The sequence below is a fragment of the Cellulosimicrobium cellulans genome (genome assembly GCF_016921195.1).
In the GTDB taxonomy this organism is placed as follows: domain Bacteria; phylum Actinomycetota; class Actinomycetes; order Actinomycetales; family Cellulomonadaceae; genus Cellulosimicrobium; species Cellulosimicrobium cellulans_F.
Genome location: NZ_JAFGYF010000004.1, coordinates 275,004 through 301,113, shown reverse-complemented (window position 1 = coordinate 301,113; position 26,110 = coordinate 275,004). Strand labels below are relative to the sequence as shown.

The 26,110-nt window shown below is 74.6% G+C and carries 24 protein-coding genes; 10 read left to right on the top strand and 14 right to left on the bottom strand.

Annotated elements, in window-relative coordinates; all coding sequences use genetic code 11:
* Positions 1 to 80: 80 nt before the first annotated feature.
* The 4 genes from JN535_RS11420 to JN535_RS11405 form a co-directional block, all read right to left on the bottom strand.
* Positions 81 to 1,604 carry a sodium/solute symporter gene (locus JN535_RS11420; RefSeq protein ID WP_205205667.1) on the bottom strand — a complete coding sequence of 508 codons (1,524 nt, stop codon included), beginning with the start codon at positions 1,602 to 1,604 and terminating at the stop codon, positions 81 to 83.
* Positions 1,601 to 2,131 carry a hypothetical protein gene (locus JN535_RS11415; RefSeq protein WP_205205666.1) on the bottom strand — a complete coding sequence of 177 codons (531 nt, stop codon included), beginning with the start codon at positions 2,129 to 2,131 and terminating at the stop codon, positions 1,601 to 1,603. The genes JN535_RS11420 and JN535_RS11415 overlap by 4 nt, the downstream gene beginning before the upstream one ends.
* Positions 2,128 to 2,922: a LytR/AlgR family response regulator transcription factor gene (locus JN535_RS11410; protein ID WP_205205768.1), complete on the bottom strand. Its 795-nt coding sequence runs from the start codon at positions 2,920 to 2,922 to the stop codon at positions 2,128 to 2,130. The genes JN535_RS11415 and JN535_RS11410 overlap by 4 nt, the downstream gene beginning before the upstream one ends.
* A gap of 128 nt (positions 2,923 to 3,050) precedes the next feature.
* Positions 3,051 to 4,244 carry a sensor histidine kinase gene (locus JN535_RS11405; RefSeq protein WP_205205665.1) on the bottom strand — a complete coding sequence of 398 codons (1,194 nt, stop codon included), beginning with the start codon at positions 4,242 to 4,244 and terminating at the stop codon, positions 3,051 to 3,053.
* Positions 4,245 to 4,330: 86 nt separating this feature from the next.
* Here JN535_RS11405 and JN535_RS11400 point away from each other — a divergent pair, with 86 nt between their 5' ends.
* Together JN535_RS11400 and JN535_RS21560 are read left to right on the top strand one after the other, a co-directional pair.
* Entirely contained in the window at positions 4,331 to 5,296 is a 966-nt protein-coding gene (locus tag JN535_RS11400; protein WP_307868605.1) for an ABC transporter substrate-binding protein, read from the top strand.
* A 106-nt stretch (positions 5,297 to 5,402) separates the two neighbouring features.
* Positions 5,403 to 6,221, top strand: coding sequence for a siderophore-interacting protein (locus tag JN535_RS21560; protein ID WP_205205664.1), 819 nt, complete (start codon positions 5,403 to 5,405; stop codon positions 6,219 to 6,221).
* A gap of 40 nt (positions 6,222 to 6,261) precedes the next feature.
* On the opposite strand, the gene JN535_RS11390 is transcribed toward JN535_RS21560, so the two are convergent.
* The 5 genes from JN535_RS11390 to JN535_RS11370 are packed head-to-tail and all read right to left on the bottom strand — an operon-like array spanning position 6,262 to position 10,460.
* A complete protein-coding gene (locus tag JN535_RS11390) occupies positions 6,262 to 6,882 on the bottom strand; it encodes a hypothetical protein (protein ID WP_205205663.1) in 621 nt (206 codons plus the stop codon).
* Between the two features lie 34 nt (positions 6,883 to 6,916).
* On the bottom strand, positions 6,917 to 7,447 hold the full coding sequence (locus JN535_RS11385; protein WP_205205662.1) for a hypothetical protein: 531 nt from the start codon (positions 7,445 to 7,447) through the stop codon (positions 6,917 to 6,919).
* Between the two features lie 5 nt (positions 7,448 to 7,452).
* Positions 7,453 to 7,914, bottom strand: coding sequence for a hypothetical protein (locus tag JN535_RS11380; RefSeq protein WP_205205661.1), 462 nt, complete (start codon positions 7,912 to 7,914; stop codon positions 7,453 to 7,455).
* A gap of 18 nt (positions 7,915 to 7,932) precedes the next feature.
* Positions 7,933 to 8,166, bottom strand: a complete 234-nt coding sequence (locus JN535_RS11375) for a YbdD/YjiX family protein (RefSeq protein WP_374100501.1) — start codon at positions 8,164 to 8,166, stop codon at positions 7,933 to 7,935.
* A complete protein-coding gene (locus JN535_RS11370; RefSeq protein ID WP_205205660.1) occupies positions 8,163 to 10,460 on the bottom strand; it encodes a carbon starvation CstA family protein in 2,298 nt (765 codons plus the stop codon). The genes JN535_RS11375 and JN535_RS11370 overlap by 4 nt, the downstream gene beginning before the upstream one ends.
* A 199-nt stretch (positions 10,461 to 10,659) precedes the next feature.
* Between JN535_RS11370 and JN535_RS11365 the strand changes: the two genes are divergently transcribed.
* From JN535_RS11365 to JN535_RS11355, 3 genes are all read left to right on the top strand, one after another.
* Entirely contained in the window at positions 10,660 to 13,371 is a 2,712-nt protein-coding gene (locus JN535_RS11365; RefSeq protein WP_205205659.1) for a hypothetical protein, read from the top strand.
* A 75-nt stretch (positions 13,372 to 13,446) separates the two neighbouring features.
* Positions 13,447 to 14,088, top strand: coding sequence for a hypothetical protein (locus JN535_RS11360; protein ID WP_205205658.1), 642 nt, complete (start codon positions 13,447 to 13,449; stop codon positions 14,086 to 14,088).
* Positions 14,089 to 14,131: 43 nt separating this feature from the next.
* A complete protein-coding gene (locus JN535_RS11355) occupies positions 14,132 to 14,686 on the top strand; it encodes a GNAT family N-acetyltransferase (RefSeq protein ID WP_205205657.1) in 555 nt (184 codons plus the stop codon).
* Positions 14,687 to 14,699: 13 nt separating this feature from the next.
* Here JN535_RS11355 and JN535_RS11350 read toward each other — a convergent pair whose 3' ends face one another.
* The 4 genes from JN535_RS11350 to JN535_RS11335 are packed head-to-tail and all read right to left on the bottom strand — an operon-like array spanning position 14,700 to position 17,863.
* The gene (locus JN535_RS11350) at positions 14,700 to 15,278 is read right to left on the bottom strand and encodes a TetR/AcrR family transcriptional regulator (RefSeq protein WP_240200988.1); all 579 of its coding nucleotides are present in this window, start codon (positions 15,276 to 15,278) and stop codon (positions 14,700 to 14,702) included.
* Between the two features lie 2 nt (positions 15,279 to 15,280).
* Positions 15,281 to 15,874, bottom strand: coding sequence for a sugar O-acetyltransferase (locus JN535_RS11345; protein ID WP_205205656.1), 594 nt, complete (start codon positions 15,872 to 15,874; stop codon positions 15,281 to 15,283).
* The gene (locus JN535_RS11340; RefSeq protein WP_205205655.1) at positions 15,871 to 17,193 is read right to left on the bottom strand and encodes an MFS transporter; all 1,323 of its coding nucleotides are present in this window, start codon (positions 17,191 to 17,193) and stop codon (positions 15,871 to 15,873) included. Before JN535_RS11340 ends, JN535_RS11345 begins: the two co-directional genes overlap by 4 nt.
* Positions 17,194 to 17,239: 46 nt before the next feature.
* A complete protein-coding gene (locus tag JN535_RS11335; RefSeq protein ID WP_205205654.1) occupies positions 17,240 to 17,863 on the bottom strand; it encodes a TetR/AcrR family transcriptional regulator in 624 nt (207 codons plus the stop codon).
* A 199-nt stretch (positions 17,864 to 18,062) separates the two neighbouring features.
* On the opposite strand from JN535_RS11335, the gene JN535_RS11330 reads away from it, so the two are divergent.
* From JN535_RS11330 to JN535_RS11320, 3 genes are all read left to right on the top strand, one after another.
* Positions 18,063 to 20,291, top strand: a complete 2,229-nt coding sequence (locus tag JN535_RS11330; RefSeq protein WP_205205653.1) for a beta-glucosidase — start codon at positions 18,063 to 18,065, stop codon at positions 20,289 to 20,291.
* Complete coding sequence (locus tag JN535_RS11325; RefSeq protein ID WP_205205652.1) at positions 20,288 to 21,574, top strand: MFS transporter; 1,287 nt, start codon at positions 20,288 to 20,290, stop codon at positions 21,572 to 21,574. Before JN535_RS11330 ends, JN535_RS11325 begins: the two co-directional genes overlap by 4 nt.
* 105 nt (positions 21,575 to 21,679) lie before the next feature.
* Positions 21,680 to 22,960 carry an NYN domain-containing protein gene (locus JN535_RS11320; RefSeq protein WP_205205651.1) on the top strand — a complete coding sequence of 427 codons (1,281 nt, stop codon included), beginning with the start codon at positions 21,680 to 21,682 and terminating at the stop codon, positions 22,958 to 22,960.
* Positions 22,961 to 23,017: 57 nt separating this feature from the next.
* On the opposite strand, the gene JN535_RS11315 is transcribed toward JN535_RS11320, so the two are convergent.
* Entirely contained in the window at positions 23,018 to 23,860 is an 843-nt protein-coding gene (locus JN535_RS11315; RefSeq protein ID WP_205205650.1) for an alpha/beta fold hydrolase, read from the bottom strand.
* Positions 23,861 to 23,964: 104 nt separating this feature from the next.
* Here JN535_RS11315 and JN535_RS11310 point away from each other — a divergent pair, with 104 nt between their 5' ends.
* Positions 23,965 to 24,543, top strand: a complete 579-nt coding sequence (locus JN535_RS11310; protein ID WP_374100500.1) for a TetR/AcrR family transcriptional regulator — start codon at positions 23,965 to 23,967, stop codon at positions 24,541 to 24,543.
* Between the two features lie 221 nt (positions 24,544 to 24,764).
* Positions 24,765 to 26,078 (top strand): glycoside hydrolase family 16 protein, encoded by a 1,314-nt coding sequence (locus tag JN535_RS11305; RefSeq protein ID WP_205205649.1) that lies wholly within the window; start codon positions 24,765 to 24,767, stop codon positions 26,076 to 26,078.
* Positions 26,079 to 26,110 lie beyond the last annotated feature (32 nt).

Below are 26,110 nucleotides of genomic sequence, written 5' to 3'. Positions count from 1 at the left end.
CTCCTACGCTACAGATCCCAGGCCCCGCTACCCCGGGCGCTCCGGGCGCTCGCCTCCTCACCCTGCCTGTCTGGCGGAGGTCACGGCCGGCGGCGCTCCGGCACGTGCAGGCGCCGGAGGAACCGGTCGGTGCGCAGGGGCGGGCCGTGGCGGTCGAGGAGCGACACGACGACGACGGTCGCCGTCGCGAGCGGGATGGTCCACGCCGCGGGCTGGGCGAGCAGGGCGCGCACGACGCCGGGGACGCCGTCCGCCGTCACGCCTGACGGGCCGGCCCCGTACCCGGCGGCGACGAGCGCGGACGAGGCGAGCAGCGCCGTCGCGCACAGGACGGACCCCACGACCATCCCCGCCACCGCGCCGCGCGCGGTGAGGCGGCGCCACCACACGCCGAGCAGGATCACGGGGGACAGGGCGGAGGCGGCGAAGACGAACACCGTCCCGACGCTCGTCACGAGGCCCTGCGGGATGGTGACCAGCGCGAACGCGAGCGGGATGAGCGTGCACGCGACCGCCGACCACCGGAACGACCGCACGGTCCCGCCGAACAGGTCCTGGCTCACGACGCCCGCGAGCGCCACGACGAGCCCGGACGACGTGCCGAGGAACGCGGCGAACGCGCCGGCGACGACGAGTGCCGCGAGCAGCTCTCCGCCGAGCCCGGGCACGAGGCGGGTCGGCAGGGTGAGCACCACGGTGTCCGCGACCCCGGGCTCGGCGAGGTCGGGCGCGACGACCCGGGCGACGAGCCCGAGCGTGCTGGACACCATGTAGAACACGCTGATCATCACGAGCACGACGACGGTCGTGCGGCGGGCCGAGCCGCCGTCGGGCGAGGTGTAGAAGCGCACGAGGACGTGCGGAAGGCCGGTCGTGCCGAGCAGGAGGGCGAGCAGGAGCGACACGGTCGCGTAGGCGTCGAGGCCGCCGGGCCCGGCGTCGTGGGGGAACACGGCGGCGGGGTCGAACGTCACGACGGCGCCGCCGGGCTCGAACGCCCCGCCGAGCGCCATGAGCACGAACACGAGGGGCAGCGCGAGCGCGGTGAGCTTGACCCAGAACTGGAACGCCTGGACGAACGTGATGGAGCGCATGCCGCCCGCGGCGACGACGGCGCTCACGACGACCGCGATCCCCACCGACCCGACCCACGGCGGGACGGGCGCGACGCTCGTGATGACGAGCGCCGCGCCGTGGAGCTGCGGCACGACGTACAGCCAGCCGATGACGAGCACGAGCACGCTCGTGACGCGGCGTGCGACGACGGAGTCGAGCCGGGCGTGGACGAAGTCGGGGATCGTGTACGCGCCGCTGCGGCGCAGCGGTCCCGCCACGAAGAGCAGGACGAGCAGGTAGCCCGCCGCATACCCCACGGGGAACCAGAAGGCCTCGGCGCCGGAGAGCAGCACGAGCCCCGAGAGGCCGAGGAACGTGCCCGCCGACAGGTACTCGCCGCTGATCGCCGACGCGTTCCACACGGGCCGCACCGTGCGCGACGCGACGAAGAAGTCGCTCGTGGTGCGCGAGATGCGCAGGCCGTAGAACCCGATGAGACCGGTCGCGAGCAGGAGCAGCCCGATCGCGACGAGGGGCAGCGCGCTCACGGGGCGCCTGCCTCGTCGGGTCCGGGCTCGGAGGACCCGGTCGATCCCTCGGCGAGCGCGCGGTACCGGCGCTCGTTGCGCGCCGCCGCGACGGCGAACACGACCGCGAACGCGACGATCACGGGGTAGAAGCCGTACGCGTGCACGAGCCACGGCAGCGGGACGCCGAGGACCACCACGGCGTCCAGCGCGGGCACGGCGCTCATCGTCACCGTGAGCAGCGTGACGACCGCGAGGAACGAGACCACGCACGCGAGCCCGAGCCGGAGCTGCGCCCGGACGAGGCCGCGCGTGTAGTGGGCCACGTCGTCGTCCCCCTCCTCCGGGTGCGCACGGGAGCCGCCCGGCGGCGAGTCCCCGGCCGGGCCGCCGGCGTCGGGCCACGGGTCCGTCGACCGGACACGCACACGCCCCCGGCCGAGAACTGCCTCGGTGTCCGAGTGCTGCGTCCCGGGACGCCACGCGGCGGCGGGGACGCCTCCGGCGGGCGGCCGGCTCGGGTCCGCCGTGGGGTCCGGGTCGCTCACGACGGGCCCCGGTGCGGACCGAGCAGCGCCTCGCGCACGGCCGGGACCATGCGTCGGCTCACCGGCACCTCCTGCCCCGCCACGACGAGCGCGGGCTGCGCCCCGCCGAACCGTGCCGCCGTCACGGCCGCGCGGTCGACGAGGTACGACCGGTGGACGCGCAGGAACCCCGCCGGAGCCCACCGCTCCTCCAGGTCGGACAACGGCTCGCGCACGAGGAACTGCTCGGAGTCCGTCACGAGCCGCGAGTAGTCGCCCTGAGCCTGGACCCACCGCACCGCGCTGCGGCGCACGAGCCGCGTCGTGGTGCCGACCGTCACGACGAGCGTCTCGTCGTCCGGCGCCTCGCGCCCCGCACCCGACCCCGCGGCAGGGGGAGCGGCGCTCGCGGGCGTCGCTCCGGCGTCCGGGGCGGCGCCGGCTCGACCCGCGCGGTCCGCGACGCGCTCCACGACCCGGTCGACGGCGCGCGTCAGGCGCTCGCGCCGCACGGGCTTGAGCACGTAGTCGACGGCCTCGACGTCGAACGCCTCGAGCGCGCGTGCCTCGTCGGCGGTGACGAACACGACGGCAGGGCGGTCGGCGAAGCGCGAGAGCGCGCGGGCGAGGTCGAGGCCGGTCAGCCCGGGCATGTGGATGTCGAGGAACGCCGCGTCGACCGTGCGCGAGGAGAGCTCGCGCAAGGCCTCCGAGCCGGTCGCGACCCCGAGCACCGTCCGCACGCGCGGGTCGCGCCGCAGCAGGGCGACGAGCTCGTCGAGCACGGGCCGCTCGTCGTCGGCGACGAGCACGTCGAGCCCGACGTCGGCCGGGTCCTCCTCGGCCGCGGCGCCCGGGCCCGTCGGCCGGCTCGTCGGCCGGCTCGTCGGCAGGGCAGGCGTCCGCCCCGGGGCCCGGTCCGCTGCCGGGTCGGTGCCGGTCACGGCACGCTCACCTCCGTCTCGTGCAAGGGCTGGGACCGCGGCACGCGCAGACGCACGAGCGTGCCCGAGCCGGGCGCGGTCTCGATGTCGAGCGCGTGGTCGTCGCCGTAGAGCCGGCGCACGCGCCGGTCGACGTTGCGCAGGCCCACGTGCTCGCTCCCGCGGGACGTGAGGAGCTCGCGCACGACGGCGGGGTCCATGCCGACGCCGTCGTCCTCGACCGTGATCTCGGTCTGGGTGCCCTCGTCGCGCGCGGTGATGACGATCGTCCCGCCGCGCTCCCTGGGCTCCAGCCCGTGCCGGACGGCGTTCTCGACGAGCGGCTGCACCGAGAGGAAGGGGATGACGGTCGTCAGCGACTCGGGCGCGATCTGGAGGGTCACGGCGAGGCGCTCGCCGAACCGGGCGCGCTCCAGCTCGACGTAGGAGTGGATGGAGCGCAGCTCGTCCGCGAGGGTCGTGAAGTCGCCGCGGCCCCGGAACGAGTAGCGCGTGAAGTCGGCGAAGTCGAGCACGAGGTCGCGCGCCCGTTCCGGGTCCGTGCGGATGAACGAGGCGATGGCGCCGAGCGCGTTGTAGACGAAGTGCGGGCTGATCTGGGCGCGCAGCGCGCGCAGCTCGGCCTGCGCGAGCGCCGTGCGCGACGCCTCCAGCTCGCCGAGCTCGAGCTGGGCCGAGCACCACTGCGCGACCTCGCCCGTCGCGCGCACGAGCGGCGGACGGACGGTCCCCGCGAACGCGACGACGACGCCCGCGACGCGCCCGCCCGCGACGACCGGCGCCCCGACGGCGTCGGCGACGTCGCCACCCTCGCTCCCGGTGGCCCCGCTCTCGACGTGCCGCCGACCGGTGGCGAGCACGCGCTCGGCGACCCGGCGCGCGTCGGGCTCGAGGGTCGTGCTGCCGTCTAGCGCGACCGCGCCCTCGGCGGTGACCACCGCGAGCGCGTCCGCGCCGAGGAGCTGGCGCAGCGAGCGGGCCGCGCGGCCGACGTCGTCGCCGTCGAGCCCGCCCCGCAGGTGCGTCGCGGCGCGCGACGCGAGGTGCAGGGTGCGGAACGTCGCCCGGTCGGAGTCGCTCCCGAGCTCGCGCGACCCGCGCGCGAGCCGCCAGGCGAGCACGAGCCCGAGGGTGAGCAGCACGCCCACGACGAGACCGGCGACGGCGCCGGCGAACACGGGCCCGGACATGCAGCGATCGTAACCAGCGTCACGTCGTCGCCCGCCTCCGCCGCCAGGTAAGGTGAGGCAAACCTACTCGTGGTGAAGGAACCCCTGTGCCGATCTCCCGGACCGCATCGTCCAGCCCCCGCGTGCGCCGCGACGCCCTCGTCGGTGCGCTCGTGCTCGTCTCCGCCCTGCTCGCCGCCTGCTCGTCCGGCCCGGGGGAGCCCGCACCGACCGCGACGACGGACGCCACCGCGGCCGGGTACGCCGTCGAGCACGCGCGGGGGACCGCCGAGCTCGCGGCGGCGCCGCAGCGCGTCGTGACGCTGGAGCCCGTCGAGACGGACACCGCGGTCGCGCTCGGCGTCGTGCCGGTCGGTGCCGCCGTGCTGAGCGTCGAGGCCGGGGTGCCGACCTACCTCGGCGAGGAGGCGCAGGCGATCGAGGTCGTGGGCACCGTGCCCGAGCCGAGTCTCGAGGCCATCGCCGCGCTCGAGCCCGACCTCATCCTCGGCACGGAGTCGCGCCACGCCGACCTCTACGACCAGCTCGCCGGGATCGCGCCGACGGTGTTCATGGCGACGCAGACCGACCCGTGGCAGGAGAACGTGCTGCTCGTGGGTCGTGCGCTCGGCCGCGAGAGCGACGCCCAGGCCCTGCTGGACGCCTACGACGAGCGGTGCGCGCAGCTCCAGGAGGACTACGACGTCTCCGGGACGGCGCAGCTCCTGCGCCCGCGCGACGGCATCGTGTCCGCCTACGGACCGCGGTCGTTCGCGGGCAGCACGCTCGAGTGCGTCGGGTTCTCGACGCCGGAGCAGGACTGGGGCGAGGACATCTCGGTCGACCTGTCGCCCGAGCGCGTGACCGAGGCCGCCGCCGACCTCGTCCTCGTCTCGGCCGCAGATCCCGCCGACCCGGCCGCGGTCCCGGCGGAGATCCCGCTCAACGCGGCGTCGTTCCCCGACGTGCGCGTCGTCGACCAGTCGTACTGGATCAGCGGCGTGGGCCCCCTCGGTGGGCAGGCCGTGCTCGACGACGTCGAGCGGTTCCTCCAGGACCGTGCCGGGTCCTGACCGGCCGGCCGGGCCGTCGGCCACGGTCGGGAGCGCGGCCGGCGGCGCGGTCGGGTGCCGGTTCCACCGGTCGCCCAACGTGCTCTTCCGGACGACGGTCGCGCGCGTGCACGACGTCGGCCCGCGCCTCGTGCGCGTGACCCTCGCCGGCCCGGACCTCGCGGGGTGCGCCGACGTCGGGCTCGACCAGCGCGTGAAGATCCTGCTCCCGGGGCCGGGCGCGGACGAGCTCGCGCGGCGGGCGGGGCTCGCGGCCGAGAGCGTGTGGCGGCGCGAGTGGTCCGCGCTCCGTGACGACGTGCGGCCGGTGATGCGCTCGTACACGCCCGTGGCCGTGCGGCCGCGGGACGCCGAGGTGGACCTCGACCTGTACCTGCACCAGCCCGCCGGGCCGGCGAGCGCCTGGGCGCGTCGCGCGGCGCCCGGGGACCGTGTGCTGCTCTCGGCGCCGCACGCGCGGTTCGGCGTGACCGACCACGGCACCCAGTGGGACCCGGGGCCCGACGTCGCGCACGTGCTGCTCGTGGGGGACGAGACCTCGGCGCCCGCGGTGCGCGGCATCCTCGCGAGCCTGCGCCCCGACGTGCGGGTGCACGTGCTCGTGGAGGCCGGCGACCCGGCCGACGCGCCGGTCGGGGACGTGCGCGGGACCGTGCGGGTCGCGCACGTGCCCCGGCAGCACCGTGGGCGCGAGCGGGCCGTGCTGGGCGCGGTCCGGGCCTGGGCCGCGGAGCACGGACGGTCCGCGGCCGACGCGGGCAGCGGCTTCTACGCGTGGTGCGCGACCGAGAGCGCCACCGTCGCGCGGGTCCGCGCCGAGCTGGTGGCGGCAGGGATCGCGAGGTCGCGCGTGCACGCGCAGGGCTACTGGCACGACCGCGCCCGGCCAGGGCCGGAGCGGGACGTCGACGCGCCGCGAGCCTGAGGAGCCCACGGGCCGCCCGGGGACGCGCCTTCGCGAACGCTCAGACGACGAGCGCGACGACGACGACGAGCAGCACCACGAGGACGAGGAGCGTGCCGAGCCCGACCAGGAGGCCGAGGGCGACCGGGTGCGCCTGACGCCAGGGCACGAGCCGCCGGTCGAACGCCCGGAGCTGGGCCGGTGTGACCGGTCGGTGCCACGGCGTGAGCGGGACGCCCCGGCGCGCGAGGTCGAGCGCGACCGTCGAGAGCTGCTCGCGGTCCCACATCTGACCCACGAGCAGGAGCAGCCGCGTCGTCGGGCCGACGACGATGAGGTGGTGCGTCGCCTTGGCCGGCCCGAACGCCATGCGGTCCACGGTGACGACCCGGTCGACGTCCGCGACGGTGAAGCGCTTGGTCCGGCCCCAGCCGTGCACCGTGTACGTCCCGTCGCCGAGGACGATCCGCGTGCGGTCGACCATGCGGCGCGCGGTCGCGTACGTCAGCGGGATCATGGACAGCGCGAACGCGAGGAACCCGAGCGCGAGGGCCGGGTTCCCGCTCGCGATCGCGGCGGGGAGCTGGGCGAGGCCCACGAGCGGCGCGAAGATCGAGATCATCGTCATGTTGGAACGCAGCACCTGACGCTTGGCGGCGTCGCCCATGGCCAGCTCGATCACGGGTGGGATCATCCCACGTCCGGGCGTCGTCGTGTCAGCCACGGCGGAAGAGCTTTCGCCCTGTGGCCGGGTGGAGGGGCGACCCGGCCGGGAGCTCGATGGCGTTCGCCCAGACCGGGACGTCGTCCGGGTGCAGCGCCCCGGCGCGGACGGCGCGGTCGCGCAGACCGCGCGCGACGGCAGCGAGGCTCTCGCGGCACGAGAAGGCGCCGTCGACGAGGGACAGGGCGACGGTCGCGGCGGGAGGCTCGCTCGTTCCCCGGTCGAGGGCGCCGACCGTCGCGACGGCCCGGCCGTGCGAGACGAACGCCGTCGCGCGCGGGGAGACCCAGCGCAGCACGTCGAGGTCGTCGAGGAGGAAGGCGCGACCGGCGCCCCCGATCTCCCACAGCGCCGCACCGGCCCGGTGGGCGGCGTCCGAGGCGCGGCGCTTCCAGCGCTGGGAACCGAACGCCTCCGCGACCCAGCCGGCCGCGGTCGACGCGTCGGTGGCGAGCAGGACCGAGACGGTGGGGATCTGACCCCGCGGCGGGTCGAGCGTGATGGGGACGGGAGGGCGAGCCACGCCCGTCACCGTAGTCCCTGCGACGTGGGTCTCTCGCCGAGACCGGTGAGCGCCCGGAGCAGGACCGCGTGACCGGCCCGTGCGGCCCCGGGCAGCCAGGCGGCGAAGACGGCCCCGAACGCGAGCGGGAGGAGCGCGACGAACCACGCGACCTCGCTGTCGTAGACGGCGCCGAGCGCCGCGAGCCCGCCGGCCGCGGCGAGCCAGATCGCGACCAGGAGGAGGTCGAGCCCGCTCGGCACGACCGCCCCGCGCACCCGGACACCGCCGGGCTCCTGGGTGAGACGGGCCCGCAGCACGCTGTGGCCGCTCGCGTGGGCACCGCTGGCCCAGCGGCGCGCGACCAGCAGGTCGCCCCGTACGCGGACCCGGACCTCCTGCCCGCGCCGGGGGAGCTCCGCGGCGCGTCGCCGGACATCGGCGGTCGAGACCCGCGGCAGGAGCAGGTCGACGGGTACGCGCAGCACGGCGCCGAGCCTAGGCGGTCAGCAGCAGCGCGAGCCCGGGTTGGCGTCCTGCTCGGCGTGGCGCATGCGCCAGAACTCGCGCTCGGTCATCACGACCCCGCCCGGGTGCACCGCGCGCTGGTGCGCGGCATAGGTCGCGTACGCGTCGTCGCCCATGACCTGCCGCACGTACCAGCGGGCGGCGCGGAGCCCCGCCACGACGGTCGCGCGGACCGTCGTGGCGGGACCCTGCGAGCCCTGCCGCACCGTCACCGGTGCCCCGTCGCGGCAGGGCGCTTCTCGGGCGGCAGCGCCGCCCACTCCTTCTGGATCTCCTTCTCGGCCCTCGTCGCGACCAGGTCGGCCGGGGCGAAGCGGCGTGACGCCACGGGCGGGTCCTCGTGGTTCGTGCCGCCGCCGTCGCGCAGCGCCTTCGCGGTCACGAGGACCGAGGCGACGATGACGACGATCGCGAGCACGACGAACACGATCGACAGCGTGCCCTGGACGAACGTGTTGCGGACGACCGCCTCCATGGCCTCGACCGAGCCGGCGGTGCCGAACGACGTCTCGCCCGCGGCGAGCGCGTCCTTGAACGCGTCGTGGTTGGCCCAGTACCCCACCGCGGGGACGGGGGAGAAGATCTTCTCGATCGACGCCCAGATGGTGATGACCGCGGTGAACGCGAGCGGCGCCGCGACGATCCACAGCCAGCGCTGGTAGCTGCGCCCACGCTTGGCGACGATCGCCAGCACGACGGCGAGCGCGATGGCCGCGAGGAGCTGGTTGGCGATGCCGAACAGCGGGAAGAACGTGTTGATGCCGCCGAGCGGGTCGGTGACGCCGAGGTAGAGGATGCTGCCCCACCCGGCGACCATGATCGCGGTGCACAACCACACGCCCGGTCGCCAGGTCACGTCCCGGAACTTCGGCGCCACGTTGCCGATCGTGTCCTGGAGCATGAACCGGGCGACGCGCGTGCCGGCGTCGACGGCGGTGAGGATGAACAGCGCCTCGAACATGATCGCGAAGTGGTACCAGAAGCCCATCATCGCCGTGCCGCCCACGAGCTGCTGCATGATGTGCGCGAGGCCCAGGGCGAGCGTCGGGGCGCCGCCCGTGCGGGACACGATCGACGGTTCGCCGACCGCCTCGGCCGTGGACGTGAGCATGTCCGGCGTGAGGTTCACGCCCATGAGGCCGAGCCCGTTGACGAACGCGACGGCGCCCTCGACGGTGCCGCCCGTGGCGGCCGCCGAGGAGTTCATCGCGAAGTAGATGCCGCGGTCGATCGAGATCGCGGCGACGAGCGCCATGATCGCGACGAACGACTCCATGAGCATGCCGCCGTAGCCGATGAAGCGCGTCTGGCGCTCCTTCTCGACGAGCTTGGGCGTCGTCCCTGACGCGATGAGCGCGTGGAACCCGGACAACGCGCCGCACGCGATGGTGACGAAGAGGAACGGGAACAGCGCCCCGGACACGACCGGGCCCGTCTCGCCGCTCGCGAACTCGCTGATCGCGGGCACCGTGATCTCGGGCCGCACGACGATCACCGCGACGGCGAGGACCACGATGACGCCGACCTTCATGAACGTCGACAGGTAGTCGCGCGGGGCGAGCAGGAGCCACACGGGCAGGACCGCGGCGACGAAGCCGTAGACGATCACGCCGACCGCGATGGTCGTGCGGTCGAGGTGGAAGAGCTCGGCGCCCCAGGCGGTGTCCGCGATCCAGCCGCCGCCGACGATCGCGGCGAGCAGCAGGGCGAAGCCGATGATCGAGACCTCGGTGATCCTGCCCGGGCGGATGTACCGCAGGTACACGCCCATGAACAGCGCGATGGGGATGGTCATCGACACCGAGAACACGCCCCACGGGCTCTCGCCGAGCGCGTTGACGACCACGAGCGCGAGGATCGCGACGATGATGATCATGATGAGCAGCGACGCGACGATCGCGGCGGTGCCGCCCACACGCCCGAGCTCCTGGCGCGCCATCTGGCCGATGGTCCGCCCGCCGCGGCGCATGGAGAAGAACAGGACGAGGTAGTCCTGCACGGCGCCCGCGAGCACGACGCCGACGATGATCCAGATCGTGCCCGGGAGGTAGCCCATCTGCGCGGCGAGCACCGGGCCGACGAGCGGGCCCGCGCCGGCGATCGCGGCGAAGTGGTGGCCGAACAGCACGTGCCGGTCGGTCGGGACGTAGTCCTTGCCGTCCTCGCGCGCCTCGGCGGGGGTGGCCCGGCGGTCGTCGGGGCGCGTGATGTAGCGCTCGATGACCTTGGAGTAGAACCGGTACCCGATGAGGTACGTGCACACGGCGGCGAACACGAACCAGATCGCGTTCACCGTCTCGCCTCGGACCACCGCGAGCATGACCCACGCGACGCCGCCGAGCAGCGAGATCGCGGCCCACAGCGCGATCTTCTGCGGCGTCCAGCGCGTGCGCGCCTGTGCTCCGGGAAGCTCCTCGGGCACCGCGGTGGGGGGCAGGGACGGGTCCGGCACGATCTCCGGGTCGTCGTCCGCGGCGTTCCGCGCCGCGCGGGTGTCTGTCGTCATCGAGCCTCTCCAGGGTCGCGTCGTTGCGGTCCGACCACGGAAGGCTAGGGAGCCCGTGAGCGGGTGATCCACGTCACGTCGACCGGCGGTCGAGGTGTGCGACGAACGGTGGCCCACGTGCGACGAACGGCGGTCGTCGCGCGCCCCGCCGAGCCGGGCGATACGTTCGACGCGACCCCGTTCGGAGGTGCCCCTGCCGATGCCGTCCTCCTCCTCGCCCCGCGCGTCCCGCCCGACGGCGGTGGTCGTCGCGCTCGTCCTCGCCCTCGGCACCGTGCTCGCGCTCGCCGCTGCCGGTGCACTGCCCGCCTCCGCGCAGGCCGAGACGGGCAGGCTCTCGCTCTTCAAGCGCATCGAGAACCTCGACACGGGCTCGTCGGAGGGCCGACGCGAGCTGTGGACGATGCACGCACGTCACCTCGGGACCGGGGAGGTCGTCGAGGGCGACGGGCTCAACGGCGTCCAGTCGCTCGAGGTCCCGGCGGGCACCTACCGGATCTGGGAGACGGGCGGGGTCGCCGGCTTCCGGTTCCAGAACTGGAACTGCGGCGGGGAGGACATCCTCGACCCCACGCCCGAGGTCGTCGTCCCGCCGGGCGGCACGCTCACGTGCACGGTGGACAACGAGGCGATCTCCCCGACGCTCACGCTCGTCAAGGAGGTCGTCGGCGGCACGGCGTCGCCCGAGGAGTGGACGCTGCGCGCGCAGGGGCCGTCGTCGATCGCCGGACCGTCCGGGTCCGACGCGGTGACGAACCAGGCCGTCCGCATCGGGCAGTACACGCTCTCCGAGGAAGGCGATCCCGTCGGGTACCGGAGCGAGGGCTGGCGGTGCGACGGCGCCCCGCTGTCCGGCGACGTCGTCACCCTCGACCTCGGCCGGTCGGTGACGTGCACGGTCCGCAACGTGTCGGACGCCGTCGGCGACGAGCCGACCCTCACTCTCGTCAAGGAGGTCGTGGGCGGACCGGCCGCCGTCGCCGACTGGACGCTCTCCGCCACCGGGCCCGAGCAGGTCTCCGGCGCGACCGGGGACCCGGCGGTGACGGCGGTCGTCGTCGAGCCGGGCGAGTACGCGCTCACGGAGCAGGGCCCCGCAGGCTACGCCGCGACGTGGTCGTGCACCGGCGCCGCGGCTGGCGAGGGCGACGGCGGCACCGTCACCGTCGCGCCCGGCGAGCACGTGACGTGCACCGCGACCAACACCTGGCAGGGCGGCACCCTCACCCTCGTCAAGCAGCTCGCGGGCACGACGACGGCCGTCCCCGCGGACTGGACGCTGACGGCTGCTGGCGGGGCCACCACGGTCACCGGGCCGAGCGGCTCGCCCGCGGTCACGGCCGTCCCGGTCCCGCCGGGCGACTACGCGCTCTCCGAGTCCGGCTGGACCGGGTTCGACCCGGGCGCGTGGCAGTGCACGGGAGGCGGGCTCGACGGTGCGGTCGTCAGCGTCGCGCCCGGTGCGACGGTCGTGTGCACGGTGACGAACGCCGTCGTGCTGCCGCACCTCACGCTCGTCAAGGAGCTCACCGGTGGGCCCACCGAGCCCGCCGACTGGGAGCTCGCCGCGACCGGGCCGCAGCCCGACGGCACGACGGCGACGATCAGCGGCCCCTCCGGCGGCGTCGAGGTGTCCCACGTGCACGTCGGGGCGGGCGACCACACGCTCGCGGAGCTGACGCAGCGGCCCGACCACGAGGCGGGGGACTGGGTGTGCGACGGGGCGTCCGGGCAGAGCGGGCCCGTCGTCACGATCGCGCCGGACGACGACGTCGTGTGCCGCGTGACGAACACCTACGTCGGTGCGACGCTCACGCTCGTCAAGGACGTCGAGGGCGGGTCCGCCGACCCGGCCGCGTGGACGCTGACCGCGACCGACGCGGCGGGCGGCGTCGTCGTCGAGGGCGCGAGCGGCACGGCCGCGACGACGCGCCGGCACCTGCCGGCGGGCGAGTACGACCTCTCCGAGTCCGGCGGGTTCAGCGGCTACGACAGCGCGGGATGGTCCTGCACGGGCCACGCGACGCTGACGGGCTCGACCGTCTCCCTGCCGCGGGGCGGCGTCGCGACGTGCACCGTGACGAACGTCGCGCAGCTCCCGCACCTCACGCTCGTCAAGGCGCTCGACGACCGCGGGTTCACCGGAGAGGTCGAGGTCACCGACTGGACGCTCTCCGCCGAGGGCGCAGGGTTCTCGGCCTCCGGCCCGAGCGCGAGCGCCGCCGTCTCGCACGTGAGCGTCGAGCCCGGGCGCTACGCGCTCGCGGAGAGCGGGCCGGCCGGGTGGACGTCCCTCGGGTGGTGGTGCGAGGGGGCACGCGTCGCGGGCTCGACCGTGATCGTCCCGCCGGGGGCGGACGTCGTGTGCACCGTGACGAACCACTGGCTCGCGGGCACGCTCACGCTCCACAAGGAGGTCGTCGACGACGTCGCCCCCGCCGACGACTGGGAGCTCACCGCCATGGGCCCCACGCCGCTCTCCGGGCACGACGGGGCCCCCGACGTGACGGCCGTGCCCGTCGCCGAGGGCACGTACCGCCTGTCCGAGTCGGGCGGCGAGTGGGACTACGCCCAGCAGGAGTGGGTGTGCGACGGCGGCGAGCTCGTCGGCGCCGACACCGTGCGCGTCGACGACGGTGCGGACGTCGGGTGCACCGTCGTGAACACGGTCCTCGACCCGCCGACTCCCACCCCCACCCCCACCGCCCCGACGGCCGCGCCCACCGACGGGCCGACGTCGGACGCCCCGGAGCCGGACGGCACGGCGACACCGGGAGCGACGCCCGACGACGGCCTCGCCGCGACGGGCTCCGACGTCGGCGTGCTGCTCGCGGTGGCTCTTGCCGCCCTCCTGGCCGGGGTCGTCGTGCTCGCCCTGCGGCGCCGCCACGGGCGCGACGGAGCGGGATGACAGCTCCCGGCGGCGCCCGGGAGTGCGTGCGCCGGTCGCCGCGCGCAGCAGGCCCGTGCGGGCTACGGTCCTGACGTGGCCGACGAGGAAGCGGACAGCAAGGGCGGCAGGTCCCTGCGGGAGACCGTCACGGTGGTGCTGCTCTCGGTGACGGCCGTGCTCACGGCCTGGAGCGGGTTCGAGGCGAGCAAGTGGGGCGGCGAGATGTCGATCGCGTTCTCGCGCGCGTCGACGCAGCGCATCGAGGCATCCACGGAGCGGTCGCACGCGGACGCGGCCCGCGAGATCGACCTCCAGGTGTTCGCGCTGTACCTCCAGGGCGTCGCCGAGGAGAACGACCTGCTCGCCGACTTCGCGAGCGAGCGCTTCACGCCCCACTTCCGGCCGGCGTTCGACGAGTGGCTCGCGTCGCGCCCCCTGCAGAACCCCGACGCGGCGCCGAGCCCGTTCGCGCTGGACTCGTACGTCCCGCCCGGCGAGGTCGAGGCGGTCGAGGCCGACGCGCGGGCGGACGCGCTCTTCGAGCAGGCGCTCGCGAACAACCAGCGGGGCGACAACTACACGCTCGTGACGGTGCTGTTCGCGCTCGTGCTGTTCTTCGGTGCGTTCGCGGGGCGGTTCCGCTCCGACCGGGCCGAGTGGGGGATGGTCGGCATGGCGTGCCTCCTGTTCGTGGTCGGCGTGGGGTTCCTCCTCGCGTTCCCCAAGATCGTCTGACGCCGCGGTGCCCGTGCCCGCGGCGTGCTCGTAGCCTGGGGCGGTGCAGATCCTGACGACGCCCCGCCTCACCCTCCGCCCCTGGCGGCCCGACGACGCCGACGCCGTCCTCGACATCTACTCGCGCTGGGACGTCGTGCGGTACGTCGGGGTGACGCCGCGCGTCCTGGAGCACCGCGACGAGGCGATGGAGCGGGTCGAGCGCTGGGCCGCCGTCGACGACGGCACGCACGGGGTGTGGGCGGTCGTCCCGCGCGAGAGCGAGGGCACGGTGCTGCCCGACGGCGCGCCCGTGGGGACCATCCTGCTCAAGCTCATCCCGGCGTCGGGCACGGGCGACCCGCTGCAGCCGTCGGGCGACACGGAGATCGGGTGGCACTTCCACCCCGACGCGTGGGGCCGCGGGTACGCGACGGAGGCGGCGGCCGCGGTGCTCGCGCACGCGTTCGCGCGGGGTCTCGACCGGGTCGTCGCCGTGACGCACGCCGACAACGCGGCGTCCCAGGCGGTGTGCCGGCGGATCGGCATGACGCACCGCGGCACGACCGACGCGTACTACGACACGACGTGCGAGCTGTTCGACGTGACCGCGCCCTGACGGAGCGCGCCCCTCAGGGCACCCGCGTGAGGCGCCGCACCGCACCGAGGACGTCGACGTCGTCGTGCGGCTCGGTGTCGAGCGCGCGGTGGATGGTCATGCCCTCGATGAACGCGTCGAGCACGCGGCACGTCGCGGGGTCGAAGTGCCGGCCGAGCGCGTCACGGCTGCGGCGCATCCAGTCGTTCGTCAGCGTCCGGTAGGCCGGGTCCCGTGCCGCGAGCGTGTAGAGCTCGTGCGACAGGACGAGGTCGCGCTGCGTCGCGAACACGTCGTGCGTGATGAGCGTCGTGACCGCCTGGACGGCCTCCTCGGGCGTGCGCGCGTCGCTCATGCGCCGCTCGAACTGGGCGGCGGCGTCACGCGCGAACCGGCCGAACGCCTCGCGCAGCAGCTCCTCCATCCCGGAGAAGTGGTACGTCATCGACCCGAGCGGGACGTCGGCCGCGGCCGCGACGCGCCGGTGCGACGTGCCCGCGACGCCGTGCTCCGCGACGACGTCGAGGCACGCGTCGATGATGCGGTCCCGTCGCTCCGGGTCGTGGCGGCGGGCGCGGGGCATCGGTCCGGCCGGGTCCGGGGGGGCGCTCATGGTCAGATGTTCTCGCGGATCACGCGTGCCGGGTTGCCCACCGCCACGACGTTCGCGGGCAGGTCGCGCGTGACGACGGACCCCGCGCCCACCACGGTGTTGTCGCCGATCGTCACGCCCGGGCACACGATCACGCCGCCACCGAGCCACACGTTGTCGCCGAGCGTGATGGGCTCGGCGGCCTCGAGCTTGTCGCGCCGGGGCTGCGGGTCGACGGGGTGCGTCGGGGTGAGGAGCTGGACGTTCGGGCCCAGGAGGCAGTCGTCGCCGATCGTGATCGCCGCGACGTCGAGCGCGGTCAGCCCGGAGTTGACGAACGTCCGGTCACCGAGGTGCACGTTGCTGCCGAAGTCCACCGCGAGCGGCGGCTTGACCCACGACCCCTCGCCGAGCGACCCGAGCAGGTCGGCGAGGATCTCGCGGGCGCGCGTCTCGTCGCCGTCGCCGTCGAGGACGGCGCGGTGGAACGCGTCGACGAGGCGCATGCCCCGGTGGACGCCGCGCGCGATCTCCGGGTCGTCGGCGACGTACAGGTCGCCCGCGGCCATCCGTTCGTAGCTCGTGCGGTCGTCGCCGGCGAAGTAGTCGGTGGTCATGCGGCGGCCTCCTCGGTCGCGGGGGTCCTGCGGTGGTCGGGGTCGTCGTGCCGGTCGCCGGCGCCCGGTCCGCTCGCGGGCCGGCGCGGGGCGAGCACGCCGGTGAGCAGCACGACGACGACGCCCGCCAGCGGGAGGACGAGCAGCCCGGTGCGCAGGCTCGTGGCGTCGGCGACGAGCCCGACGATCGGCGGGGACAGGAGGAACCCGAGCCGCATGAGCCACGACACGAGCGTGAGGCCGGTCCCCGCGCGCAGTCCCGGGAGCTCGTCGGCCTGCTGCATCGCGGCGGGGACGAGCGTCGCGACGCCGAACCCGGCCGCGGCGAACCCGGCGATCGTGCCGGGCACGGAGGGGAACGCGAGCGCGAGGCCGGTGCCGAGCGCGACGAGCGCGCCACCGACCCGGGCGACGGTGCGCTGCCCGAACCGGTCGACGAGCCGGTCGCCCACGAGGCGGCCGACGAACTGGGCGCCGACGAGCGCGACGAAGCCGGCGGCGGCGAGCGTCGCGGGGGCGCCGAGCGGCCCGGACAGGTAGACGGCGGCCCACGTGCTGCCCGCGTCCTCGACGAGGGTGCCCGCCACGGCGACGAGCACGAGCGCGGCGAGGACGGCGGCCGTGCGCGCGCGGGACGTGCGCGCCAGGGCCGCGCCGGCGCGGGCTCCCGAGCCCTCGGTGCCTGCCGGGGCGCCGGGCGAGGCCCCGGCCTCGGCGGCGTCGGGCGCCGTGCCGTCGAGCCCGGGCAGGCACCAGCGCAGCGCGACGAGAGCGACGGTGGCGAACAGGCCGCCCGTGATCGCGAGGTGCACCCCGAGGGGCAGACCGAGCGCGATGGCGGCGGCCGCCATGCCGCCGCCCACGACCGCGCCGACGGACCACAGCGCGTGGAAGCCGTTGATGATCGAGCGGCCGTAGCGGCGCTGCACCCGCAGTCCGTGCGCGTTCTGAGCGACGTCGGTGAACGCGTCCATCGCGCCCGCCGCGAACAGCGCGACGACGAGCAGCGGCAGCACGGGCGCGAGGCCCGCGAGCAGCAGCCCGGCCGCGGTGAGCACGGTGCCGGCGACCGCGACGCGCGCCGACCCGAACCGCCGCACGAGCGCCGCGGCGGCGAGGCCCGCGGTGATGGCCCCCGCGGGGAACGCCGCGACGGCGAGCCCGTACGTGGCGTTGCCGAGGTCGAGACCGGCCTTGATCTCGGGGTAGCGCGGCACGAGGTTCGCGAACAGCGCGCCGTTCGTGAGGAACAGCGCGGCGACGGCGACCCGTGCCCGACGCACGTCCGGCGCCGGGCGCGCGAGGGTGGGGGACGTCATGCGGACGATCGTACACATGCTGCGTACGTTCGTACGCATGAACCGGTCAGCGTCCGGCGAGGAGCCTCTCGGCAAAGGCGTCCCACTCGGCGACCAGGTCCACCGTCGCGGGGGAGCGCAGCCAGCGCAGCTGCAGCCCGTCCATGGCGGCGAGCGTCTCGCGGGCCGTCGTCACGACGGCGGGGCCCGGGACGCCGTCGGTACGGGCTGCGCGGGAGAACAGGTCCATGACCCATTCCTCGCGCTGCTGGAAGTAGGCGTAGGCGGGGTGCGACTCGTCGAGCGACTCGCCCTGCAGCACCGTGTACAGGCGCACGATCTCCGGCTGGGTGGCGTTGCGGGCGACGAGCGCGGCGCACAGGTCGCGCAGGCCCACGGGCAGGGGGTCGTCGTCGATGGCGGTGACGGGGACCGCGAGGCGCTCGGCGAGCGCTGCCATGTCCACCTCGTCGCGGTGCTCGAGCACGGCCACGAGGAGGCCGTCCTTCGAGCCGGCGTGGTGCAGGACCCCGGCCTCGGTGATGCCGCAGTCGAGCGCGACGTCGCGCAGGGTCAGGCCCCAGAACCCGCGTTCGGCGATGAGTCGGCTCGCGGACGCGAGGATCTGCGCGCGGCGGTCTGCCGCGGCCATGCGCGTGCGGGGTCGTGCGCTCCAGGGGGCTGTGGTCATCGCTCCTCGTCGGGTCGTCCTCCGCCACTCTACGCCGAGGCGTCGCGGCTGGTCAGGCGGGTCGGGGCCCCCGTGACGGCGGGCCCCGACGAGACGCGGGACGAAGGCCCTCTTGCCTGGGGAAGCCGCCACGACCTATCTTACTGAATACCTACTAGGTACTCAGTACCACTCACGACTCACGGACGAGGTGTGCAGGATGACGAGCGACGACGCTGCGGGGACGACGACGGTCCCGACCGACACGGAGGCCTTCGGCCTCGCGACCGACGAGGTGCGCGCAGGCGCGGACCCCGTCGCCCAGGCCCAGGGCCTGTACGACCGGCTCACGGAGGAGGAGCGGCTCTGGCTCCTCGACGGTGACCTGGAGTTCTGGAAGGGGATGCGCTCGTTCGTCGAGGACGGCTACAACGTCTTCCCCTACGTGATGGGTGCCGTGGACCGCCTCGGCATCCCCGGTCTCCGGTTCGTCGACGGACCGCGCGGGTGCGTCGTGGGCCGCTCGACCGCGTTCCCCGTCTCCATGGCGCGCGGCGCGACGTGGGACGTCGAGCTCGAGGAGCGCGTCGGCCACGCGATCGGGGCGGAGATCCGCGAGCAGGGCGGCAACTTCTTCGGGGGCGTGTGCATCAACCTGCCGCGCCACCCGGCGTGGGGCCGCTCGCAGGAGACGTACTCCGACCAGCCCGTGCTGCTCGGCGCGCTCGGGGCCGCGCTCACGCGCGGCGTCCAGCACCACGCCATGGCGTGCATGAAGCACTACGCGCTCAACTCGATGGAGAACGCGCGCTTCACCGTCGACGTCACGGTCGACGAGGCCACGCTCCACGAGGTCTACCTCCCGCACTTCAAGCAGGTGTCGGACGCGGGCGTGGCCGCCGTCATGAGCTCCTACAACTCGGTGAACGGCGAGTGGGGCGGGCAGAACCCCTACACCCTCACCACGGTCCTGCGCGAGGACTGGGGCTTCGAGGGCACCGTCGTCACGGACTTCATCTGGGGCATGCGCGACGGGGCGAAGGCGCTCGCCGCCGGGCTCGACGTCGAGGCGCCGTTCCACCAGCAGCGCGGCGCGTGGCTGCGGGACGCGCTCGACGACGGCCGGGCCACGTGGGCGGACGTCGAGCGCGCCGGCGTGCGGATCCTCGCGACCCAGCTGCGCCACCACGCCGGGCGGGACGCCGACGAGCCGCAGGGCACCGTGGCGAGCGCCGAGCACGTCGACCTGGCGCGCGAGGCGGCGCGACGCGCCGTCGTGCTCCTCAAGAACGACGAGGCGTCCGGCGCCCCGGCGCTCCCGCTCGACGCCGCCGCCCTGCGTCGCCTGGCCGTCGTCGGCCGGCTCGCGGACGTCGCGAACACCGGGGACCACGGGTCGTCCGACGTGCGGGCGCCGTACGTCGTCACGGCGGTCGAGGGCCTGCGCGCCGCGCTCCCCGAGGCCGAGATCGTCACGGCGGACCCGCAGCAGGGCGCCCCTGCCGCCGCGGACGCGGCCCGCGGTGCCGACGCGGCCGTCGTCGTCGTCGGGTACACCGCCGCAGACGAGGGCGAGTTCGTCGACGGCTCGGTGGCGACGCGCGAGGACCTGCTGCGTCTCTACCCGGACCCCGTCGACGACGCCCAGCGCGCCGACCGCGACGCCGTCATGGCGGCGATGGGCCAGGGCCTGAGCGTCGTGGGCAGCGGGACCGCGGGCGGCGACCGCCGCGACCTGCACCTGCGGCCCGAGGACGTCGAGACGGTCCGCGCCGTCGCGGCGGCCAACCCGCGCACCGTCGTGGTCGTGGTCAGCGCCGGCGCCGTGCTCATGGAGGAGTGGGTCGACGACGTCCCGGCCGTCCTGCTCGGCTGGTACGCGGGCATGGAGGGCGGCCACGCCCTCGCCGACGTGCTGCTCGGCGCCCACAACCCGTCCGGTCGCCTGCCCTACCCGATCCCGGCGTCCGCGGACCACCTGCCGCCGCTCGACATCGACGCGACCGCGATCACGTACGACCGCTGGTACGGGCAGCGGCTGCTCCAGCGCGACGGCGTCGAGGCGCTGTTCCCGCTCGGGCACGGGCTCGCGTACACGACGTACGAGGTGACGGGCATGGAGGTCGGCGTGCTCGACCGAGCCGCGGGCCGCGGCGAGGTCCGCGTGGCCGTGCGCAACACGGGCGGCCGCGACGGGCGCCACGTGGTCCAGGTGTACGGCTCCCGGGCGGACGGCGACCGCGCGGGCGAGCGCGAGCTGCTCGGCTTCGCCGTGGCGGACGTGCCGGCCGGCTCGAGCGTGACCGTGCCCGTGGCGCTCGACCTCACGCCCGTCGGGCGCTGGGACGAGCGGGCCCGCGCCGTCACCGTCGCGGCCGGACCGGTCGTGCTGGAGGCGTCGTCGCACTGGGGCGACACCGGTGCCGCGCGGGCGGAGGCCGACCTGTGACCACGACGGGACCCGGCGCCGTCGCGCCCGAGGTCGTGAGCGAGTGGACCGGCACCGTCGAGGACGGCCAGCAGCCTCGCCGGCCGCTGCGCGTCGGCGTCGCCCTGGCGCTGGGCGTGGTGCTGTGGCTGGGACCGTACCTCGGGGTCAACGCCGTGCTGCTCCCCGCGCGGGTCGCGGAGGTCGCGCCAGCGAACAAGGAGGCGGTCGTCGCGCTCCTCGCCACGAGCGCGATGGTCGTCGCCACGATCGCGAACATCCTGTTCGGCGCCCTGTCCGACCTCACGCGCTCGCGCGGGGGGCGGCGCACGCCGTGGATCGTCGGGGGGTCCGTCGCGTCGGCGGCGATGCTGCTCGTCGTGGGCTCGGTGCGCAGCGTCGGGCTGCTCGTCGTGGTGTGGTGCGTGTACCAGTTCTTCCTCAACGCGATCGTCGCGCCGCTCATCGCCGTGATCTCCGACCGTGTCGCCCCGCGCCACCGCGGCACGATCTCGTCCGTCTACGCCCTCGGGTACTCCGCAGGCCTGTACGGCGGGCAGATCGTGGGGGCACAGTTCCTCGGCTCGCTGACGGCCGGGTTCGCGGTCCTGGCCGCCCTGACCCTGCTCTCGGGCCCGGTCGCCGCCGTGCTCATGCGCGAGGGGTCGAGCCTGGGGATGGCTCGGCGCCGCTTCGACAAGCGGATGCTGCTGGACAACTTCTCGTTCCCTCGACGCGGTGCGCGCGACTACTACCTGGCGCTGTTCGGGAAGTTCCTCATCATCGCGGCCACGTTCGCGATCTCGGGGTACCAGCTCTACATCCTGACGGACTACATGCGCCTCGGCGAGGACGAGACGTCGCGGTACGTGTCGCTGGTGTCCCTGTTCCTCATGGTCACGGCGCTGGTGATGTCCGCCGTCGCCGGCCCGGTCTCGGACCGCCTGCGGCGACGGCGGCTGCCCGTCGTCGTGGCGGCCGTGCTCGTCGCGCTCGGCGCGTTCGTGCCGTTCGTGTCCGCCGAGCCGTGGACGATGCTCGTCTACGGCCTCGTCGCCGGGATCGGCATGGGCGCCTTCAACGCCGTCGACCAGGCGCTCAACGTCGAGGTGCTGCCCAACCCGGAGACGGCTGCGAAGGACCTGGGCATCCTCAACCTCGCCAACACGGGCGGGCAGATCCTCGGCCCCGTCCTCGCCGCGGCGGCGATCACGGCGCTCGGCTACCAGGCGATGTTCCCCGTCGCCGCCGGGCTGGCCCTCGTCGGGGCCGTCCTCATCCTCCTCGTCCGCTCCGTCCGCTGAGCGCGGGGCCCGACGGCCCGGGTCGTGCGTCGCGTGCGGTGGTACGTGACGCACGACCCGGGGTCCGGCGGCGGGGCGCGGTGGTCTGCGCCTAGGCTGGCGGGCATGGACACCGAGGAGCGCCTGGCCGTCTTCATCGACTACGAGAACCTCGCGCTCGGGGCGCGCGAGCACCTGGGCGGCATGACGTTCGACTTCGGCCCGATCGCCGACGCGCTCGCCGTGCGCGGGCGGGTCGTGGTGCGGCGCGCGTACGCGGACTGGTCGTACTTCGACGAGGACCGGCGCTCGCTCACGCGGCACCAGGTCGAGCTCATCGAGATGCCGCAGCGCATGGGCGCGTCGCGCAAGAACGCGGCCGACATCAAGATGGTCGTCGACGCGATCGAGATGGCGTTCGAGCGCGACTACATCTCGACGTTCGTCATGTGCACGGGGGACAGCGACTTCTCCCCGCTCGTCCACAAGCTGCGCGAGCTGAACAAGCGCGTCATCGGCGTCGGCGTCGAGAAGTCGACGTCCCGGCTCCTGCCGCCCGCGTGCGACGAGTTCCTCTTCTACGACCGGCTCGAGGGCGTCGACGTCCCGGACGAGCCGGAGCCCCGGTCGGTGCGCGGCTCCCGCGCGTCCGGCGCGACGACGTCGGGCGCCGCCAAGGCGAAGCGTTCCGGCGCGCGCACGTCCGGGCGCCGCAAGGCGACCGAGATCGCGGAGCCGGAGGCCGAGACGCCGGCGGCGGCGGCGGCGCTCGCGGAGCTGGGCGAGGCCGTCGGGCGGTCGTCGCGTCGCGGGGAGCCCGTCGTGACCGAGAACGCGCAGGTCGACGGCGAGACGACGCCCGTCGAGCAGCCCGCCGACGAGCCCGCGGCCGTCGCGGCCGCCCCCGAGGCCGACGACGACGCGCCGTCGGGCGAGGACGTCCCCATGGAGGTGCGCGTCGCGCAGACGCTGGCCGACCTCGAGGCGTCCACGAGCGGGGCGGTCACCGCGTCGGTGCTCAAGCGCACGCTCCTGCGCAAGGACCCGACGTTCAGCGAGGCCGACTACGGGTTCCGCAACTTCGGCGAGTTCCTGCGGTTCCTCGCCGACCGGGGCTTCGTGGAGCTCGCTCCCGGCCCCGCGACCGGCGACCCCGAGGTCTCCCTGCCCGCGCAGGGCGACACCGACCAGGCGTTCGCGCTCGTGCAGGAGGTGGTGCGGGAGGAGGGCGGCTCGACCGTCCTGTCCGGGCTGAAGAACGCCATCCGCAAGAAGCGCCCGGACTTCAGCGAGAAGGCGCTCGGGTACCGCGGCTTCCTGCAGTTCTGCAAGGCGGCGCAGGCCGCCGGCGCCGTCGACCTCGCGTGGGACGACGACGCCGACGACTACCGCGTGACGGTCGCCTGACGCTGCCGCCCGACCGCCGCGGCGCCGGGCGCCGGTCGTCCCGGCGCCCGGTCCGGGTCAGTGCGCGACGAAGGCGAGCAGCGTCTCGTTGACCTCGGCCGCGTGCGTGACGAGCAGGCCGTGGGGCGCGCCCTCGACCTCGACGTACTCGGCGTCCGGGACGAGCTCGCGGAAGCGGCGCCCGGTCGCGTCGATCGGGAGGATGTTGTCCTTGGTCCCGTGCAGGATGAGCGTCGGCTTGCCGGCCGCGCGGACCGCCTCGACGTCGGCACGGAAGTCCTCGATCCACGTGGGCACGACGGCGTACGCGGCGACGGGAGCGGACCCGATCGCGGTGATCCAGCTCGCGCGCACGGCGTCCTCGCTGATGCGCTTCCCGAGGTTCTCGTCGAGGTTGTAGAAGTCCTCGTAGAACTGCGTGTACCAGGCGTACCGGTCGGCGCGGGCCGCGTCGACGATCCCGTCGAACACGGACTGCGGGACGCCCTCGGGGTTGTCGTCGCGCTGGACGAGGAACGGCTCGAGCGACGCGAGGAACGCCAGCTTGGCGACGCGCTCGTGCCCGTGGTTCTTCACGTAGCGGGCGAGCTCGCCGGTCCCCATGGAGAAGCCGACGAGGATCACGTCGCGCAGGTCGAGCGTCTCGAGGACCGTGTTCAGATCGGCCGCGAACGTGTCGTAGTCGTACCCGCTGCCGACCTTGCTCGACGCGCCGAACCCGCGGCGGTCGTACGTGATCACGCGGTGACCGGCGTCGAGGAGCTCGCGCTTCTGGAGCTCCCAGCTGTGCCCGTCGAGGGGGTAGCCGTGGATGAGGACGACCGGCTGCCCGGTGCCCTGGTCCTCGTAGTAGAGCTCGATGTCGGTGGAGTTCTCCTGCCCGACGGTGATGTACCCCATGGTCCTGCTCCCTTCGCGGAAGTCGGGAGAACGAGCGTTCTCCCGTGGGTCGCTACACTAGAGAACGATGGTTCTCCGCGCAAGCGGTACGACGTGAACAGGAGATGACGATGCTCGACGACGCGAGCGCCCGCGCAGCCGTGGTGGCTGCGGCCGACCGGCTGTTCTACGCGCGCGGCGTCCAGTCCGTGGGGATGGACGCGGTCCGTGCCGAGGCCGGGGTGTCGCTCAAGCGCATCTACTCGCTGTTCCCGTCCAAGGACGACCTCGTCGTCGCCGTCCTGCGGCACCGCACCGAGCAGTGGGACGCGGGGATCGCGCGCGCGGCGGCCGGCGCGACCGCGCCCCGCGGGCGTCTGCTCGCGGTGTTCGACTTCCTCGACGCGTGGTTCCGCGAGGACGGGTTCCGTGGGTGCGCGTTCATCAACTCGTTCGGCGAGCTCGGCGCGACGTCCCCCGCCGTGGCCGCGGCCGTGCGCGAGCACAAGGAGTCGTTCCAGCGGTACGCGCGCGGCGTCGTGCGCGAGGCGGGACTGCCCGACGACGTCGCGCTCCAGGTCGTGCTGCTCGCCGAGGGCGCGCAGACGACGGCGGCCATCACCCAGGACGTCGACGTCGCGCGCCAGGCCCGCCGGGCGGCGGAGGCGATCCTCGACGCGGCGGTCCCGTCGACGGCAGCCTGAGCGCAGCCGCGGCGCCGCGTCGTCGCTCCCGCGGGTGATGGACGATGTGGGAGCGATTCCACGACACGCCGAGAGAGCGCTTGCTCGGCGGCGCGCCGCGCCCGTAGGTTCGCGGGCGGAGGGTCGAGGAACGGCCCCCGCCCGGTGCAGAGTCGCGCCGAGAGCACGTCGCGCACCGTGGCGAGACGCAGGCGGCACCCGCCGCCGGACCTGGAGGATCGATGGACCTCGCACGTCAGCGCTCCCTGCCCAGCACCCCGCCCAGATCCCTGGCCCGCACCGGTGCCCGTCCCCGGCGGCGGGTCGCGGGCGCCGTCGTCGCCGCGCTCACCGCCGCCGCGGCTGCGCTCGCGGTGACCGTCCCGGCGACGTCGGCCGCCGCCGCGCCAGGCGATCTCGTCTGGTCCGACGAGTTCGACGGCGCCGCGGGCGCGGCCCCGAACCCCGCCGTGTGGAACCACGAGACCGGCGCGCACGGGTGGGGCAACGCCGAGCTCCAGAACTACACGGCCTCGCGCGCCAACTCCGCGCTCGACGGCCAGGGCAACCTCGTCATCACGGCCCGCCGCGAGGCCGACGGGTCGTACACGTCCGCGCGCCTGACGACCCAGGGCAAGTACCAGCCGCAGTACGGGCGCATCGAGGCGCGCATCCAGATCCCGCGCGGCCAGGGCATCTGGCCGGCGTTCTGGATGCTCGGCGGGAGCTTCCCCGGCACGCCGTGGCCGTCGTCGGGCGAGATCGACGTCATGGAGAACGTCGGCTTCGAGCCGCACCGCGTGCACGGCACGGTGCACGGACCGGGCTACTCGGGCGGCGCCGGCATCACGGGCATGTACCAGCACCCGCAGGGGTGGTCGTTCGCGGACACGTTCCACACTTTCGCCGTCGACTGGAAGCCCGGTGAGATCACGTGGTTCGTGGACGGGCAGCAGTTCCACCGTGTGACGCGCGCGAGCGTCGGTGCGAACGCGTGGGTGTTCGACCAGCCGTTCTTCCTCATCCTCAACGTCGCGGTCGGCGGGCAGTGGCCCGGGTATCCCGACGGTACGACCACCTTCCCCCAGCAGATGAAGGTCGACTACGTCCGGGTCTACGACAACGGCTCGGGGACCTCGAACCCGCCGAACCCCGGCGGCAGCCTCCCGACCGGGACCGGGACGATCCGGATCGCGAACGGGTACTGCCTCGACGTCCCGTGGGGCCAGGCGCACGACGGCAACCGCGTGCAGATCGTCCCGTGCAACGGCAACGTCGCGCAGACCTGGACGCGGGGGAGCGACGGGACGATCCGCGCGCTCGGCAAGTGCCTCGACGTGAGCGGCAGCGGCACGGCCGACGGGACGGCGGTCCAGCTCTGGACCTGCAACGGCACGGGCGCCCAGAAGTGGGCCTACGACGCGTCGGCGAAGACGCTGCGCAACCCGCAGTCGGGGAAGTGCCTGGACGCCGAGGGCGGCAACCCGCTCTACGAGGGCCAGCGGTTCGTGATCTGGGGCTGCCACGGGTCGACCAACCAGCAGTGGACCTTCTGACCGGTCCGCCGCCGACCGATGCGTCCGTGTGC

Excerpts from the sequence above, each read along its gene's own strand:
- JN535_RS11405 (WP_205205665.1), bottom strand. The coding sequence starts at position 4,244 with ATGTCCGGGCCCGTGTTCGCCGGCGCCGTCGCCGGTCTCGTCGTGGGC.
- JN535_RS11370 (WP_205205660.1), bottom strand. The coding sequence starts at position 10,460 with ATGACGACAGACACCCGCGCGGCGCGGAACGCCGCGGACGACGACCCG.
- JN535_RS11365 (WP_205205659.1), top strand. The coding sequence starts at position 10,660 with ATGCCGTCCTCCTCCTCGCCCCGCGCGTCCCGCCCGACGGCGGTGGTC.
- JN535_RS11350 (WP_240200988.1), bottom strand. The coding sequence starts at position 15,278 with ATGAGCGCCCCCCCGGACCCGGCCGGACCGATGCCCCGCGCCCGCCGC.
- JN535_RS11345 (WP_205205656.1), bottom strand. The coding sequence starts at position 15,874 with ATGACCACCGACTACTTCGCCGGCGACGACCGCACGAGCTACGAACGG.
- JN535_RS11340 (WP_205205655.1), bottom strand. The coding sequence starts at position 17,193 with ATGACGTCCCCCACCCTCGCGCGCCCGGCGCCGGACGTGCGTCGGGCA.
- JN535_RS11335 (WP_205205654.1), bottom strand. The coding sequence starts at position 17,863 with ATGACCACAGCCCCCTGGAGCGCACGACCCCGCACGCGCATGGCCGCG.
- JN535_RS11330 (WP_205205653.1), top strand. The coding sequence starts at position 18,063 with ATGACGAGCGACGACGCTGCGGGGACGACGACGGTCCCGACCGACACG.
- JN535_RS11320 (WP_205205651.1), top strand. The coding sequence starts at position 21,680 with ATGGACACCGAGGAGCGCCTGGCCGTCTTCATCGACTACGAGAACCTC.
- JN535_RS11315 (WP_205205650.1), bottom strand. The coding sequence starts at position 23,860 with ATGGGGTACATCACCGTCGGGCAGGAGAACTCCACCGACATCGAGCTC.
- JN535_RS11310 (WP_374100500.1), top strand. The coding sequence starts at position 23,965 with ATGACGATGCTCGACGACGCGAGCGCCCGCGCAGCCGTGGTGGCTGCG.
- JN535_RS11305 (WP_205205649.1), top strand. The coding sequence starts at position 24,765 with ATGGACCTCGCACGTCAGCGCTCCCTGCCCAGCACCCCGCCCAGATCC.